Consider the following 13,567-nt stretch of genomic DNA (forward strand, 5'->3'; position numbering starts at 1 on the left):
ATGCGGGGCGCAAGTAAGTTAGCTCGCCGCGGCCTCGAATGTCGGACGCAGGCGCCTGCCGCGGCGTGCCATGTTTCGGCGCACGGCCTGGGCGACCACATCAGGCACTTCCTCGACCAGCATATGGCCGGCATCGAGCACGTGATGAATATGAAAATGCGCCGGCAGACAATCAGCCTGGGTAAAGGGCAGCACCGGATCGTCCGTTCCCCAAACCACCATCACCGGCATGTCGAGGGTGTCCAGCTGTTCGCGGGGTATGACCCCCTGCCGCTCGTTCCTGGTCATGACGGCCGATATCTCAATCAGCTTGCGCAACTGGCCGGGGCGACGGCGTAGGTCCGCCAGGACGCCAACGATGCGTTCGGGCGGCGGGCTTCGCGGTCCCGACATGGCGGCAAGGCAGGCGCGGATTTCCCGTCTGTCGGCGGCCGCGGCGTAGCGGCGCAACAGCGGTCCGTTGATCTCGGGGCCAACACCGCCCGGCGCCAGAAGCGTCAGCGAGCCTATCCTTTCAGGCTCGGCAAGCGCCATCAGGGAGGCGACCGCGCCGCCCATCGAATGACCGGCGACATGCACCCTTGCTATCCCGCGTGCGGCGATATCGACGAGAACCGCTCGCGCCGCTGTTTTGGCCGGGCCGCTGCCAGGAAATTCGAGAGACAGTCCGTGTCCCGGAAGATCGTAGGCCAAGGTCCTGACATCGGGCCCTAGCGACGCGGTCACCTCGCGCCAGATATCATGGCAACCACCGAAGCCATGCAGCAGGACGACCGTCTTCGGCCCGGCGCCCCGCTCGGCAACATAGAGGGATGAGACCATGAAAATGTGGGATTATTGCAAGACTGGAGAGGAAATTCGAATCGAGGCTGGATTGCTCCCAGTCCAGACCGATGGCCAGTAAAGTTTTCGCGATCCGGAAAGACTAGCTGGCGTTGCCGAGGCCCGCGGCGCGCAGCGCCTCAACCAGCCGGTCGGTCAGATCGGCGGGATATTTGCGCTCAGCGAAGGCCGCGCGCGGATCGGCGGCGAATTTCGGGAATTTGGTGGTCAGCTCATCCAGAAGCTTGGCTGCCAGCTGTTCGCGGCCGGCAGCCTTGGCGCCGATCAGCCGCGCCGCCAGATAATGCGATTTCATCGCCGTCGTGCGCAGCGACTCGCTGGCTATCGCGGCCTTGTTCATGTCGCCCAGCATGAATTGCCCGGCGAAAAGCCCAAAATCCCACCATGTCGGATGGCCGCTGAACGTCTCGACGGCATGGGTCAGGATGGGTGTTCCCTCGGCATATTTGCCGGCAAAGATCAGGCCATAGCCGTAAGCGGCAGCCATGCCGAGGTCGTAGGGGTTGAGCTCATAGGCCTTGCGCATCCAGCGGATCGATTCCTCGGTGTTGCCGAGGCGCGAATTGAGGTAGCCATAGGCGCGGTGCGCATAGGGGCTGGTCGGTCCCATCTGGATGGCGCGATGGGCGAAGGACATTGCTTGTTCGACCGTCGCGCCAGGCGGATAGGCGTAATGATCGGTGGCGGCCTCAAGGGTCAGGGAGGCCAGTTCCGAATAGACCAACGACGATTTCGCACCCTGGCCGGCGAGGTTGTCCAGGCAGCGATAGGCGGCCTCGTGCGTCCTGGTGCTCTGGTCGAGATAGTATCTGTCGTTGAGGATCAGGCAGCTCGTCAGCCCGGTCTGAATGCCGTTCTGTTCGATGTAGCTGTAGAGCGGGCCGGAGGCGGGAACGGTCGAGCTGAGGATGGCGGCGATACGATCCTCGACGGTGCCAGGTGCGCTGTCGGCGGCCGTCAGACTGCGGGACAAAAGCACGCGGCCGGTCGCCACGCTCTGCAGTTCGAGCGTCACGTCACCTGCCATTGGTCCCGGCAGGACATCGAAAACGAAGCTGGTCGGGTCGGTGCTCGGATCGCGCTTGCTGTCGGCGTCGCGGCCGATGAAGTCGATCGTGTCGAAACCGGCAAGGCCGGCGCGCAGCGAAGCGGCGACGCGGCCGGCCTCGGGGCCGGTGGCCTTCACCGCGATGTAGACGAGGGGCAGGGCCTCCATCGACGGCGATGCGATGCTGCTCGTTACGCCCGCGGTCTCGACCACCGCGGTAGGATCGCTGCTGGCAAGCAATGCGCCGCTGCCCTGGCGCAGGATGAGCACGCCCAGCATGAGAATGACCAGCGTCATGGCGACCCAGAAGAACTGGAGATGGCGCGCCAGCGAAGGCCCAGGTTCTGTAACCCCCGAAGCTGTCGCGGCAGCGGGAACGGCGTCAAGAGCCGCCTGGTCGGGCGATCCGGGCAAGGCGGCTACCGCCGCCGCAAGCGGCTCCTGCCCAACCGGCAGGCGTATGGCGTTGAGCTCATAGGACGGCACGTAGCCGCCGCGCGGAATGGCAATGCGAACCGGTTCGGCTATGCCTTCATTGGCGAAATAATGCTGGAGAAGTTCGCGCAGCCGGCCTGCCTGCACCCGGACAACGGCGTCGGTCGACGAATCGAAATCGCCGTCCTTGCCGAAGACGTCCATGGCGATGGAGAAACCCTTGAGCCTGTCGGCTTCGCCGGCCTGCTCGCGCTCAACAAGATAGCGCAGCAACTTGCGCGCGCGCTCGGAACGTCCGAACGTTTCGCTGGCGAGCAGTCGCTCCAGTGTCTCGCGCACTGCGGGGGCGGCAGGCGTGGCATGCTGCAAGTGTCGATCCTCTCGAAGTCGGCACAGGTTGAGGCGCAATCATATAGAGCCTGCACTTCCATACAAGCATGCTTATGTTATGCGATCGCGTAACACACCGGATAGTTGCCGGTGGTTGACACAAAAGACCGGACATTCGGCGCCCGGGAAAATATCAGCCGGCCTTGCGGCCGATTATCCGGTTGGCGGCCGAAACAACGGCTTCCAGCGAGGCGGCGACGATGTTGGTGTTGATGCCGGCGCCGAACAGCTTGCCGCCGGGATATTCCATCTCGACATAGGAAATCGCCGAGGCGTTCGAGCCGCGCTGGAGCGAATGTTCGGAATAATCAAGCACCGACATGTCGACGCCAACATGACGCGACAGCGCATCGACGAAGCCGTCGATCGGGCCGGTGCCGGAGCCGGCGATGGTCGTCTCCTTGCCGTTGTCGAGGATCACCGCCTCGACCACGCGCCGGCCCTTTTTCTCGGTATCGGGATAGGTGTGATGGTCGAGGAACTTCAGTCGTGCGCCGGGCTGGTCGACATAGGTTTCGATAAAGCGGTCATGGATGCGTTTTGCCGGCACTTCCTTGCCTTCGGCGTCGGTGATCGCCTGGATCTCCTGGCTGAACTCGATCTGCAGGTTGCGCGGCAGATTGAGGCCGTAATCGGCCTGCAGTACATAGGCGATGCCGCCTTTGCCTGACTGTGAGTTGATGCGGATGATCGCCTCGTAGCTGCGCCCGACATCGGCCGGATCGATCGGCAGATAGGGCACTTCCCAGACCGGCGTGTTGGCCTTCTTCAAGGCCTTCATGCCCTTGTTGATGGCGTCCTGGTGCGAGCCGGAAAAGGCGGTGTAGACCAGTTCACCGACATAAGGATGGCGTTCGGATATCTTCAGCTGGTTGGAATATTCGTAGACGTCCTTCATCCGGTTGATGTCCGAGCAATCCAGATGGGGATCGACGCCTTGCGTGTACATGTTGAGCGCCAGCGTCACGATGTCGACATTGCCGGTGCGCTCGCCATTGCCGAACAGCGTGCCTTCGACGCGGTCCGCACCCGCCATCAGGCCGAGCTCGGTGGTGGCGATGCCGGTGCCGCGGTCATTGTGGGGATGCAGCGAGATCAACAAGTTTTCACGGTTGTCGAGGTTACGGCACATCCACTCGATACGGTCGGCGTAGATGTTGGGCGTCGACATCTCGACCGTCGAGGGCAGGTTGATGATCAGCTTGTTGTCGGGCGTCGGCCTGACGATCTCGGTGACGGCGTTGCAGATCTCCAGCGCCACGTCGAGTTCGGTGCCGGTAAAGCTCTCCGGCGAATATTCGAAGCGATAACCGCCGCCGGCCTTGGCCGCCATGTCGGTGATCATCTTGGCCGCGTCGGTGGCGATGCGCTTGATACCGCCGACATCCTTCTCGAAGACGACGCGACGCTGCAACTCGCTGGTCGAATTGTAGAAATGCACGATCGGGTTGGTGGCGCCCTTCAGAGATTCGAAGGTGCGGGTGATGAGTTCGGGACGGCACTGCACCAGCACCTGTAGCGAAACATCAGCCGGCACATTGCCTTCCTCGATGCACCAGCGGGCGAAATCGAAATCGGTCTGCGAGGCCGAGGGGAAACCTATCTCAATCTCCTTGAAACCCATGTCGAGCAGCAGGGCGAACATGCGCGCCTTGCGCTCATGACCCATCGGATCGATCAGCGCCTGGTTGCCGTCGCGCAAATCGACCGAGCACCAGACCGGTGCCTTGTCGATGACCTTGTTGGGCCAGGTGCGGTCGGTGAGACCGACCGTCGGGTAGGGCTGGTATTTTCGGGCCGCGCCCGGCATGTGGCCGGCCGCGCGTTTTACGCTTTCGGCTTCGCCGGCGCGGATGTCTTCTCGTGCGTTCATCGTCTTGTTCTCCCGGCGGCTCGCGGATCGGTCTTCGGACGGATTCCAGGGCGAGCAGCGCCTTATCAGATTTTCGTTCGCTTGATGTGAATTGCCAATTTCTGAACTGGCCAAGGAGCGTGCGCGTAAGCGGCGGTTCGACCGCCGGGCGCTCCTTCAGCGAACCCGGCGATCGCCGATAAGGCCGAGAAGAAGCAGGGTCGATGCCAGCGCGCGCACGGTCTCGCCGGCAAAGCCGGTCGGACGGGAAGCGACGGAGGAGACGCGCGTGTTCATGGCGGGGTTCATACAGGAGCCGCCATGGACAGGCAAGTGGGCTGCCATTCCACCACTCGCGAGCACTCTTCCCCATGCGCGGCAAATGCGCCAGACTTGCGTGTAGCCGGGGCCGCAATGCTTCGCCGTCGGAGGGGTCATCCGTGAATTTTGTTTTCTTCTCGCCGCATTTTCCCGCCAACGGCGCCGATTTCTGCGACCGGCTGAAAAAGGCCGGCGCTACGGTGCTGGGCATTGGCGATGCGCCTTATGAGGCGCTGGACGGCAAGCTGAAGGCGGCCCTGTCGGAATATTACCGCATCGCCGACATGGAGGACTACGATCCGGTGTTCCGGGCGATGGGTCATTTCATCCACAAATGGGGCCGGATCGAGCGCTTCGAGTCACTCAACGAACATTGGCTGGAGCTGGAGGCCAATATCCGCACGGACTTCAACATCTACGGCACCAAGCTCGATTTCGTGAAGAATTTGAAGCGCAAGAGCCGCATGCGTGCATTCTTTCGCAAGAGCGGCGTCGACACCATCGCCCAGCGCAAATGCTCCGACCGGGCCGGCGCCATGACCTTCATCCGCCGCGTCGGCTATCCCGTGGTGGTGAAGCCCGATTCCGGTTCCGGCGCCTCGAACACCTTCAAGATTTCCAACGCCAGGGAACTTGACCAGTTTTTCAGAGACAAGCCCGAGGACGTGACCTTCGTCATGGAGCAGTTCATCGAGGGGCTGGTTGTGACCTTCGATGGGCTGGTCAACCGTGACGGCGAGGTGGTGCTGGCGGCCAGCCACCGCTACGACCAGAGCATCATGGAAGTGGTCAACAAGGATCGCCACATGAGCTACACCTGCTTTCCCAAGGTCCGACCGGCGATCGAAGAGGCCGGCCGCAAGATCCTCAAAGCGTTCGACGTGCGCGAACGCTTCTTCCACATCGAGCTGTTCGAAACCAAGGACGACCGCGTCATCGCGCTTGAGGTCAACATGCGGCCGCCCGGCGCCTGGATGACCGATGCGATCAACTACACGTTCGACATCGACGTCTACGCGGCCTGGGCCGACATGGTGGTGAAGGATGCCGCCGGTGGTCCTTATGAGGGCAAGTATTTCACCGCTTATGCCAGCCGCAAGCGGCGCCTCGACTATTTGCACAGCCATGAGGACGTGATAGCCGCGCATCGCGACAAGATCGTCCATCATCAGCCAATTGAAGAGGTTTTCAGCCGCGCCATGGGAAATTACGCCTACCAGATGCGCTCGAAAGACGAAGCAGCACTGCGCGCGGCCGTCGCCTACATCCACGCGGAAAAGGCTTGAACGCGATGGACATCTCCTATCACAAGCATTTCGCCCGCAATCTCGGCCGCGACATGGAATACAAGCGCTACGGCCATGCCGGCCGGCCGGTGGTGGTGTTCCCGACCTCGCAGGGGCGGTTCTACCAGTTCGAGGATTCCGGCGGGGTTGGGACGCTTTCCGAATTTATCGATACCGGCCGCATCCAGCTGTTTGCGGTCGACGGCGTCGATTCGGAATCGTTCTTCAACAAGCATGCCGGCGCCACCCACCGCATCGGTCGCCACGAGGCTTATTTCCGATATGTGCGCGAGGAGGCGCTGCCGGAGTTTCTGGCGACCGCCGAGCAAGCCAATGGCGGGCGCAAGCTGAAGCCGCTGTTCACCGGCTGCTCGATGGGCGGTTACCATTCCTCGAATTTCGTCTTTCGCTTTCCCGAACTCGCCAGCGGCGTCATCGCGCTGTCGGGCGTCTATTCGGCGGGCGACTTCTTCGGCAAGGCGCTGGAAGGTGATATCTTCTACAATTCGCCGCTCGACTATCTGCCCGGCATCGTAGACCCAAAACTGCTTGCCCGGCTGAAGTCGCTGAGGATGATCTTCTGCTGCGGGCAGGGCGCCTGGGAAGAGCGGATGCTGGTCGAGACCCGCAGGCTGGAACAGATCCTGCGCGACAAATCCATTCCCGCCTGGGTCGACTATTGGGGCGGCGATGTCAGTCATGACTGGCCATGGTGGCACAAGCAACTGGTCTATTTCTTCGGCCGCTGGCTGGATGACGATCTGATGCACCGGCTCGATTGATGACCACGCCCGAGCCCATCCGCCGCTTTATCGAGGCCACAAATGCGGGTGATAGCGAAGCCTTTCTCGACACGTTCACAGCCGACGCGTCCCTGGACCGACTGGGGGCGGTCCTTCCAAGGCCGCCAGCAGATCGCGCGCTGGAACCAGTCGGACAATATCGGCGTGATCTTCGCATTGTCCGCATCGCCGAGGTCGAGGGCAGCTACCGCGTCCACATTGCGGTGAAAGGCAATGGCTTCAACGGCGAGGGTGACATGACCTTCGTGCTGGACGGCCACCGCATAGCGAGCCTCGTCATCTCCTGACGCGGCTCAGCTACCCTTCCTGGCAAACCGGCAGAGCAATGGTCTCGTGTTCCACCGCCGATCCACGGCGCAAGCCGAGAAAGACGACAAGGGCGGTGACGATGGTGATTGCCGCCAGCACGATCAGCAGCCTGTCGAACGCGATCTCATAGGCTTGGACCAGGACCGTGGCTCCGGCACCCGGCAAGCGGGCTGCCGCTTCGCCGATGTTGCCGGTCACCAGCAGCTGCGCGGCGGCGGTTGCATCCAGGGAAGATGCCGTTCCCTGAGCCTCCAGTTGGGCTGCCGTGAAACCCGACAGGACTGCCATGACGATCGCCAGCGCCACGCCTTCGCAAGCGACGCGGGTGGTGTTGAAGATGCCGACCGCCATGCCGGCACGCTCTTTCGGCACGACGCCGACGGCAAGTCCGTCCATCAGCCCCCAGGGCAGGGCGATGCCGATGCCGATGAGGATCAGCGGCGCCACCAGCGCTGCGACGACAGGCGGTGTCAGGCTCAGCCAGACAAGGCCGCCGGCGGCCACAAGCAGGCCGACACCGCAGATCGTTGCCGGAGCGATCCAGCGCGCTACCTGGCCGGCGAGCAGTGGCAGGATCAACAGCGGTCCCGACAGGCAGATCATCAACTGCCCCGCCTTGATCTCGCTCATCCCCTCGATGCCGATGAAGCGGATCGGCAACAGCACCAGCAGGACGACGAAGCCATAGGCGGGAGCGGCCGCCAGGAACTGGACGCCGACGAAGCGGGGAAAGCGGAACAGCGAGAGATCGAGCATCGGCCGGCGCACGCGCCGCTCGACGACGACGAAAGCGGCAAAGCAAAGGGCGGCCGCCACGAGAAGCGCGATCACCAGCGGATCGGTCCAGCCGCTCTGCGGCGCTTGCAGCACGCCGTAGGTCAGCGATGCCAGCGCGATCGTAAAGGTGCCGGCTCCCGCCCAGTCGAGGCCGGTCGCATCCGGATCGCGCGATTCCCTGATGGTGCGCAGGCCGAGCAAAGCGGCTGCAATCGCGAGCACTGCCACCAAGACGAAGATCGATCGCCAGCCGAAAGCATCTATGAGCAGGCCCGACGCGATCGGCCCAAAAGCGAGGCCGATGCCGAAACTGGTGCCGAGGAAGGAGAAGGCGCGCAGCCGCAATGACCCATCGAATTCCTGGGCAAGAGCGGAGGCGCCGCCGGCAAAGGCGGCGGCACTGCCGAGCCCTTGCGCAGCCCTGAGCACATCGAACCAGACGATATCAGGGGCAAACATCGATCCCAGCGATGCCAGCACATAGGTGGCGAGGCCAACAAGGAAGAGCCGCTTGCGGCCATGATTGTCGGCCAGCGCGCCTGATGCCATCAAGGTGGCGGCGAAGGTCAGCATGAAGGCGTTGGTCACCCAGTTGAGCGCGATCGGGCTGCCGCCGAGGTCGGCCGCAATGCGGGAAAGCGCGACGGCCGGGCCGGTGAAGGTCAAGGGCATTGTCATGGCGGCAAGGCATACCGACAACAGAACAAGCCATGGCGCGACCGCGCCGTTTGTGGTCTTCGAGGTCATGGATTTCCTATCTGAACCAGGATCCGCCGGCCTGCCGCAAGCTTGCTGCGCCGGTCGTAACGGGAAGGTAGGCTCGCGACACTTCGAGAAAAATAGTGTTAAATCTCCAGATATACCGGACTGAAACGCTCGAATGGAGAGATGCGATGGAACGCCTCAATGGGCTCCTGGCCTTTGCCCGCACGGCTGAGTTCGGCAGCTTCATCGCTGCGGGCCGCACGCTCGGCATCTCGGCATCGGCCGTCGGCAAGAGCGTCGCCAGGCTCGAGCAGGATCTCGGCGTAAGGTTGCTTCAGCGCAGCACGCGCCGCATCGGCCTGACCGAAGAGGGCAAGCTGTTCAACGAGCGGGTGCGGCGCATCCTCGACGACATCGACGATGCCGAGGCGATGCTGTCGCGGAGCCGCGAAACACCGCATGGGCGGCTGCGCGTTTCGACGCCGATCGTGACCTATCATTTGCTGTTCCCGGTGCTGTCCGAGTTCATGGCGCGCTATCCCGAAATCGAACTCGACATCGACTTTAACGACCGCATCGTCGACCTCATCGACGAAGGCGTCGACATCGCGATCCGCAGCGGCGACCTGCCGGATTCGCGCCTGGTGGCGCGGCCGCTTGCACCCTTCCGGCTGCTGTTGTGTGCGGCACCCTCCTATATCGAGCAGCACGGCAACCCGAGCCGCCCGGACGATCTCGTGAACCATTACGGCATCCGCTTCCGCTTTCCCAACAGCGGCAAGCTGCAAGGCTGGCCGTTCATCGGCGGCAGCGCCGAGCCGCAGGTCCGCTCGATGCTGACCTGCAACAACACGGAGGCGCTGAAGGGCGCCACGATGGCCGGGCTCGGCATCAGCTCGATGCCCGATTTCCTGGTCCGCGAGGCGCTGCGTGACGGCCTGCTGCGCACGGTGCTGGACGACCATGTCGACGGCCGCGGCCAGTTCCGGTTGCTTTGGCCGTCCAATCGCCATTTGTCGCCAAAGGTTCGCGCCTTCGTCGACTTTCTTCCCGACCGGCTTGCCGCGACGCTGAGCGGCTCTTGAATTAGTCCTTCGCGGCCGACAGCGACGGCGACAGCAAGGAACAGCGGCGCTTCTCAGTAGGTGGCGCGGCCGCCGGAGAGATCGAACGTTGCGCCGGTGGTGAAGGAATTTTCGTCCGATAGCATGAAGGCGATCATCGCAGCCGCCTCTTCGACTTCGACGAACCGGCCTCGCGGCACCTTGCCCAGCATGTAGGCGACCTGGGCCTCAGTGAGCTGTTCGAGGATGCGGGTGCGGGCGGGCGATGGGGTCAGCGCATTGACGGCGATGTCGTGGCCAGCCAACTCCTTACCGAGCGATTTTGTCAGCGCGAGCACGCCGGCCTTGGCGGCGGAATAGGCGGCGGCATTCGGATTGCCTTCCTTGCCTGCGACCGAGGCGATGTTGACGATGCGGCCGTAGCTGCGCGCGATCATGCCGGGCACCAGGCGCTTGCAGCAGTAGAAGACGCCGTTGAGGTCGATGTCAATTATCTGGCGCCAGGCGGCAGGATCATAATCCGCCACCGTCGCTGCCGGTCCGGCGATGCCGGCATTGTTTACCAGCAGATCGACCGGACCAAGCGAGCGCTCGGTTTCGGTCGCGGCGCTGTCGACGGCCTCCATCAGCGATTGATCGCACAGCAAACCCTCGACCCGGCCGAGCGGGGCGAGTTCGGAAACGGCCTTCGCCATGGCGGTCTCGTCCACATCCCAGATGGCGACGCTGGCGCCCGATGACAGCAGTCGCCGGGCGACAGCAAGGCCGATGCCTTGCGCGCCGCCGGTCACCACGGCGACCCGGCCTGAGAGATCGACGGCATTCACACGACGTTTCATGGGCACTTTTCCTCTTCCCTGGATATTTGAATCTCAGTCCCTGACGGCTCTCGCCACCAGCCGCGCTATGCTCGGCCCGGCGATGAGCACGACCAGGAAGCGGGTCGACTGCAAGGCCATGACGAAGGATATGTCGACGTTCTGCGCGGCGGCGGCAATGATGGCGACGCTGTCCATGCCGCCGGGGCTGGTCGCGAGATAGGCGGTCAGCGGATCGATACCAAGGACGTGGCTGATCAGCCAGGCTAGCCCGCCGCAAAAGGCGATCAGCACGACGATAGAGCCGACGATCTGCGGCAGCGCCCGTGTCGCATGACGCAGGATCGCCCGGGTAAAATTCAGCCCTATCGACCAGCCGACCATCGCATAGGAGAGCGCCAGCAGCCATGGCGGCAATTGCATCGCCACGCCGAAGCCGAGATGGACGATGGTGCCGATGATGAAGGTGCCGAGGAAGAAGGGTGACGGCAGCCGGCACAACCGGCCGAGCAGGCCGCCGACCAGCGCCACGCCGAGCGTGGCGGCAAAGGCTGCCGGTTCGATCGGCGGGAACCAGACGATGGCTGGTACCTCGATGCCCGAAGTGTCGACCCACATCTTGGCGACGAGTGCTGCCGTCATCGAGACGAAGATGACGCGCAGATACTGCATGAAGGCGACGAGGCGCTGATCGGCGCCGAAGGCACCGGCCATCAGCACCATGGCAGTGGCAGCACCCGGCGACGAGCCCCAGACCGCGGTGGTGCCGGGCAGGATGCGCCAGCGGCTGATCAACCAGCCAAGCAGGCTGGACGCCGCAAGGGTCGCCAGCACCACGACAAGGACCAGCGGCCATTCCTTGTAGAACACCGAAAAAATGTCGGTGGAGATCGACGCCGCGACCAGACAGCCGACCAAGGCCTGGGCGGCGGCGAACAGCGGCCGCGGCACGCGCACCGTGGCGCCATTGGTGCCGGCAAGGATCGCCGCCAGCATCGGGCCGATCAGCAGCGCCGCCGGCAGTGCGGCGTATTCCAGCGCGCCGGCGAACAGCAGCGAGACGATCAGCAGCACCAGCCATTGTCGGACCGGACGCATGCCCGCCATGCGTTCGACGGCCGGTTGGTCTGGCGAAGAGTCCATGTTTGGGTCTTAGACCTGGAAGAGAAAAATGCGAACGCTGTCTCGGAAGAAATTCACGACCCCGACCCCGCGTTGGGATGTCACTCGTTTTTGGTGGCGGGCAGGCCGAAACCGCCGGCCGGATGGGTCTCGACCTGGAATTCGAAGCCGGCGATGATCGGCCGGGCCTTGGCGATCGCTGCCTGGACCTCCGGCAGCTGCAGCGAAGCCTTGTGGCTTGCGGCGTCGGTCCACACTTCGGTCACCCAGATCGCGTCGGCATCGGCCGGGTCGCGGGCGATGACATAACTCAGGCAACCCGGCATGGCGCCGGTCGAGGCGAGCAGCACATCCATGATCGCGTCCCGCTGGCCGCGCGCCGCCCGCATCTTTCCGATCAATCCGTACATTGCCTCTCCCCTTTCTTCCAACCTCAGCAAACGTGCGCACGACATGCATGGTTGCGAGACGCAGTATGCAATTGCCGGCTCACGGCATCAACTGGCCACCGTTCACCTCGATGACCTGACCGGTGATGTAGCCGCTCAAAAGATCGGAGGACAAGAACAGATAGGCGCCGACGCAGTCTTCGGCCGTGCCGGCACGCCCTTGAGGAATGGTGGCGACCATGCCCTTCATCTGCTCGTCGGTGGAATAGCGCTCATGGAAGGGTGTCGCGATGGTGCCCGGCGCCACCGCATTGACGCGGATGCCGAAGCCGATCAGTTCCTTGGCCATGCCGCGCGTCACATTGGAGACAAAGGCCTTGGCCGAACCGTACAGCCCGGCGCCGCCGCCAGCGCCATTGCGCGCCGCGATCGACGAGGTGTTGACGATGAAGCCGCCCTGCTTCTTCAGCCATGGCATCGCCTTGCGCGAGGCCGTCAGCACCGAGCGGGCGTTGAGGTCCATCACCGCGTCGTAGTGCGCCTCGGTCTGCTCCGCATAGGGCACGCGGCCGAGCATGCCGCCGGCATTGTTGACCAGCCCGTCGAGCCGGCCGAATTTTTCGGCGCTCTCCTCGACTACCCGCTCGACATCGGCTGCCTGTGAGAAGTCGCCCTGTGTCAGGAACACCTCACCGCCGCTGTCGCGGATGGTTTTGGCCAGCGTTTCTGCGGCCTTCCGGCTCGAATTGTAGTGCAGCGCGACCCGGCATTTCTGGGCGGCGTAGGCCAGTGCAAGGGCGGCACCGATGCCGGTCGAAGCGCCGGTGACCAGCACCGCCTTGCCGGCAAGATCGGGGATGACGAGGGTGGTCGCGGTCATGAGCACTTTCCTTCGGGCTGTTTGGCCACCCTTCGTAGGCTCTCATGGCCTTCACGTTCAAGCCCGTGGCGGCTCAGGGCCGGAGATAGGCGTAGCCCTGGCGCTGCAGTTCGGCGAGCTTGACGACGCCGCCCTTGTCGGCGGCGTGGAAGCCCTCGAGCAGGTCGGCAAGCGTGATCTCCATGCCTTGCATGGTGTTGCCGCAGGCATGCGGCTCAAGGCCCTGCTGGACGAGGCCGGCAAAGCGTCCCGAGATCGCCGCCGATATGCCTTTCGACTTGAAGCCGGCAAGGGCCGGACCATGCACGACCAGCACGATGTCGACATTGCCGCCGGTGCCTTCATAGTGGTTGTTGATGTTGCCGAGCACGAAGTTGACCTTATCGAGGTCGCTGAGGTGATAGGCGACCTTCGGTCTGTCTTCAGCGGCGGCCGCCCGGCTCAGCCCGAACAGGCCGGCGGCGCCGGCAAGGCTGGCCCGGAACATGTCGCGTCGACGCATGGCATCCTCTCGGCTTGCGCTCA

13 protein-coding genes are annotated in these 13,567 nt (G+C 63.6%); 4 read left to right on the forward strand and 9 right to left on the reverse strand.

Annotation, left to right across the window (positions count from 1 at the left end; genetic code table 11):
- Positions 1-18: 18 nt before the first annotated feature.
- The 3 genes from X726_RS154750 to leuA form a co-directional block, all read right to left on the reverse strand.
- The gene (locus X726_RS154750) at positions 19-822 is read right to left on the reverse strand and encodes an alpha/beta fold hydrolase (protein WP_023669960.1); all 804 of its coding nucleotides are present in this window, start codon (positions 820-822) and stop codon (positions 19-21) included.
- A gap of 103 nt (positions 823-925) precedes the next feature.
- On the reverse strand, positions 926-2,695 hold the full coding sequence (locus tag X726_RS154745; protein ID WP_023669961.1) for a hypothetical protein: 1,770 nt from the start codon (positions 2,693-2,695) through the stop codon (positions 926-928).
- Between the two features lie 154 nt (positions 2,696-2,849).
- Positions 2,850-4,526 carry a 2-isopropylmalate synthase gene (gene leuA, locus X726_RS154740; protein WP_023669962.1) on the reverse strand — a complete coding sequence of 559 codons (1,677 nt, stop codon included), beginning with the start codon at positions 4,524-4,526 and terminating at the stop codon, positions 2,850-2,852.
- 482 nt (positions 4,527-5,008) lie between these two features.
- Between leuA and X726_RS154735 the strand changes: the two genes are divergently transcribed.
- The 3 genes from X726_RS154735 to X726_RS01000000166920 are packed head-to-tail and all read left to right on the forward strand — an operon-like array spanning position 5,009 to position 7,265.
- The gene (locus tag X726_RS154735; RefSeq protein WP_023669964.1) at positions 5,009-6,175 is read left to right on the forward strand and encodes an ATP-grasp domain-containing protein; all 1,167 of its coding nucleotides are present in this window, start codon (positions 5,009-5,011) and stop codon (positions 6,173-6,175) included.
- A 5-nt stretch (positions 6,176-6,180) separates the two neighbouring features.
- Positions 6,181-6,957, forward strand: coding sequence for an esterase family protein (locus X726_RS154730; RefSeq protein WP_023669965.1), 777 nt, complete (start codon positions 6,181-6,183; stop codon positions 6,955-6,957).
- Positions 6,957-7,265: a nuclear transport factor 2 family protein gene (locus X726_RS01000000166920; protein WP_245272107.1), complete on the forward strand. Its 309-nt coding sequence runs from the start codon at positions 6,957-6,959 to the stop codon at positions 7,263-7,265. Before X726_RS154730 ends, X726_RS01000000166920 begins: the two co-directional genes overlap by 1 nt.
- 10 nt (positions 7,266-7,275) lie before the next feature.
- On the opposite strand, the gene X726_RS154725 is transcribed toward X726_RS01000000166920, so the two are convergent.
- A complete protein-coding gene (locus tag X726_RS154725) occupies positions 7,276-8,811 on the reverse strand; it encodes an MFS transporter (protein ID WP_023669966.1) in 1,536 nt (511 codons plus the stop codon).
- 146 nt (positions 8,812-8,957) lie between these two features.
- Here X726_RS154725 and X726_RS154720 point away from each other — a divergent pair, with 146 nt between their 5' ends.
- Complete coding sequence (locus X726_RS154720) at positions 8,958-9,854, forward strand: LysR family transcriptional regulator (RefSeq protein ID WP_023669967.1); 897 nt, start codon at positions 8,958-8,960, stop codon at positions 9,852-9,854.
- Positions 9,855-9,907: 53 nt separating this feature from the next.
- Here X726_RS154720 and X726_RS154715 read toward each other — a convergent pair whose 3' ends face one another.
- The 5 genes from X726_RS154715 to X726_RS154695 form a co-directional block, all read right to left on the reverse strand.
- On the reverse strand, positions 9,908-10,660 hold the full coding sequence (locus tag X726_RS154715) for an SDR family NAD(P)-dependent oxidoreductase (protein ID WP_023669968.1): 753 nt from the start codon (positions 10,658-10,660) through the stop codon (positions 9,908-9,910).
- Positions 10,661-10,705: 45 nt separating this feature from the next.
- Positions 10,706-11,794 carry an AbrB family transcriptional regulator gene (locus X726_RS154710; RefSeq protein ID WP_023669969.1) on the reverse strand — a complete coding sequence of 363 codons (1,089 nt, stop codon included), beginning with the start codon at positions 11,792-11,794 and terminating at the stop codon, positions 10,706-10,708.
- An 80-nt stretch (positions 11,795-11,874) separates the two neighbouring features.
- On the reverse strand, positions 11,875-12,183 hold the full coding sequence (locus X726_RS154705) for a putative quinol monooxygenase (RefSeq protein ID WP_023669970.1): 309 nt from the start codon (positions 12,181-12,183) through the stop codon (positions 11,875-11,877).
- Positions 12,184-12,262: 79 nt separating this feature from the next.
- A complete protein-coding gene (locus tag X726_RS154700) occupies positions 12,263-13,042 on the reverse strand; it encodes an SDR family oxidoreductase (protein ID WP_023669971.1) in 780 nt (259 codons plus the stop codon).
- A gap of 73 nt (positions 13,043-13,115) precedes the next feature.
- On the reverse strand, positions 13,116-13,544 hold the full coding sequence (locus X726_RS154695; RefSeq protein WP_023669972.1) for a DsrE family protein: 429 nt from the start codon (positions 13,542-13,544) through the stop codon (positions 13,116-13,118).
- Between the last annotated feature and the right edge of the window lie 23 nt (positions 13,545-13,567).

Source organism: Mesorhizobium sp. LSJC285A00, from assembly GCF_000503155.1.
In the GTDB taxonomy this organism is placed as follows: Bacteria; Pseudomonadota; Alphaproteobacteria; order Rhizobiales; family Rhizobiaceae; genus Mesorhizobium.

Excerpts from the sequence above, each read along its gene's own strand:
- X726_RS154750 (WP_023669960.1), bottom strand. The coding sequence starts at position 822 with ATGGTCTCATCCCTCTATGTTGCCGAGCGGGGCGCCGGGCCGAAGACG.
- leuA (WP_023669962.1), bottom strand. The coding sequence starts at position 4,526 with ATGCCGGGCGCGGCCCGAAAATACCAGCCCTACCCGACGGTCGGTCTC.
- X726_RS154730 (WP_023669965.1), top strand. The coding sequence starts at position 6,181 with ATGGACATCTCCTATCACAAGCATTTCGCCCGCAATCTCGGCCGCGAC.
- X726_RS01000000166920 (WP_245272107.1), top strand. The coding sequence starts at position 6,957 with ATGACCACGCCCGAGCCCATCCGCCGCTTTATCGAGGCCACAAATGCG.
- X726_RS154725 (WP_023669966.1), bottom strand. The coding sequence starts at position 8,811 with ATGACCTCGAAGACCACAAACGGCGCGGTCGCGCCATGGCTTGTTCTG.
- X726_RS154720 (WP_023669967.1), top strand. The coding sequence starts at position 8,958 with ATGGAACGCCTCAATGGGCTCCTGGCCTTTGCCCGCACGGCTGAGTTC.
- X726_RS154710 (WP_023669969.1), bottom strand. The coding sequence starts at position 11,794 with ATGGACTCTTCGCCAGACCAACCGGCCGTCGAACGCATGGCGGGCATG.
- X726_RS154705 (WP_023669970.1), bottom strand. The coding sequence starts at position 12,183 with ATGTACGGATTGATCGGAAAGATGCGGGCGGCGCGCGGCCAGCGGGAC.
- X726_RS154700 (WP_023669971.1), bottom strand. The coding sequence starts at position 13,042 with ATGACCGCGACCACCCTCGTCATCCCCGATCTTGCCGGCAAGGCGGTG.
- X726_RS154695 (WP_023669972.1), bottom strand. The coding sequence starts at position 13,544 with ATGCGTCGACGCGACATGTTCCGGGCCAGCCTTGCCGGCGCCGCCGGC.